Source organism: Pseudomonas sp. JUb52 (assembly GCF_004341115.1).
Classification (GTDB): Bacteria; Pseudomonadota; Gammaproteobacteria; order Pseudomonadales; family Pseudomonadaceae; genus Chryseomonas; species Chryseomonas oryzihabitans.
Genome location: NZ_SLYS01000041.1, coordinates 1 through 1,501, shown reverse-complemented (window position 1 = coordinate 1,501; position 1,501 = coordinate 1). Strand labels below are relative to the sequence as shown.

1 rRNA gene is annotated in these 1,501 nt (G+C 52.4%); it reads right to left on the bottom strand.

The annotated features are described in order from the left end of the window. Nucleotides 1-1,472: ribosomal RNA gene (locus EC839_RS24055) — 23S ribosomal RNA — on the bottom strand; the annotation flags it as partial. Nucleotides 1,473-1,501: the final 29 nt, after the last annotated feature.

The following is a 1,501-nucleotide window of genomic DNA, read 5'->3' as shown; positions in this document are numbered from 1 at the left end:
TCAGCCTACCACCTTAAACTTGGACAACCAACGCCAAGCTGGCCTAGCCTTCTCCGTCCCCCCATCGCAGTAACTAGAAGTACGGGAATATTAACCCGTTTCCCATCGACTACGCCTTTCAGCCTCGCCTTAGGGACCGACTCACCCTGCGTCGATTAACGTTGCGCAGGAACCCTTGGTCTTTCGGCGTGCGAGTTTTTCACTCGCATTGTCGTTACTCATGTCAGCATTCGCACTTCTGATACCTCCAGCAAGCTTCTCAACTCACCTTCACAGGCTTACAGAACGCTCCTCTACCGCATCACCAGAGGTGATACCCGTAGCTTCGGTGCCTGGTTTGAGCCCCGTTACATCTTCCGCGCAGGCCGACTCGACTAGTGAGCTATTACGCTTTCTTTAAAGGGTGGCTGCTTCTAAGCCAACCTCCTAGCTGTCTAAGCCTTCCCACATCGTTTACCACTTAACCAGGACTTTGGGACCTTAGCTGACGGTCTGGGTTGTTTCCCTTTTCACGACGGACGTTAGCACCCGCCGTGTGTCTCCCATGCTCGGCACTTCTGGGTATTCGGAGTTTGCATCGGTTTGGTAAGTCGGGATGACCCCCTAGCCGAAACAGTGCTCTACCCCCCAGAGTGATACATGAGGCGCTACCTAAATAGCTTTCGAGGAGAACCAGCTATCTCCGAGCTTGATTAGCCTTTCACTCCGATCCACAAGTCATCCCCTGCCTTTTCAACGGAAGTGGGTTCGGTCCTCCAGTCAGTGTTACCTAACCTTCAACCTGCTCATGGATAGATCGCCCGGTTTCGGGTCTATTCCCAGCGACTAGACGCCCTATTAAGACTCGCTTTCGCTACGCCTCCCCTATTCGGTTAAGCTCGCCACTGAAAATAAGTCGCTGACCCATTATACAAAAGGTACGCAGTCACCCAACAAAGTGGGCTCCCACTGCTTGTACGCATACGGTTTCAGGTTCTATTTCACTCCCCTCTCCGGGGTTCTTTTCGCCTTTCCCTCACGGTACTGGTTCACTATCGGTCAGTCAGGAGTATTTAGCCTTGGAGGATGGTCCCCCCATATTCAGACAGGGTTTCTCGTGCCCCGTCCTACTCGATTTCATTGATAAGAGCGTTTCGCGTACAGGGCTATCACCCACTATGGCCGCACTTTCCAGAGCGTTCCGCTACTCTCAAATCAACTTAAGGGCTGGTCCCCGTTCGCTCGCCACTACTAAGGGAATCTCGGTTGATTTCTTTTCCTCAGGGTACTTAGATGTTTCAGTTCCCCTGGTTCGCCTCTTAACCCTATGGATTCAGGTTAAGATACCTAGCTTATGCTAGGTGGGTTCCCCCATTCAGAGATCTCCGGGTCACAGGTCATTTGCCACCTCACCGAAGCTTATCGCAGGCTATCACGTCTTTCATCGCCTCTGACTGCCAAGGCATCCACCGTATGCGCTTCTTCACTTGACCATATAACCCCAAGCAATCTCGCTGACGTC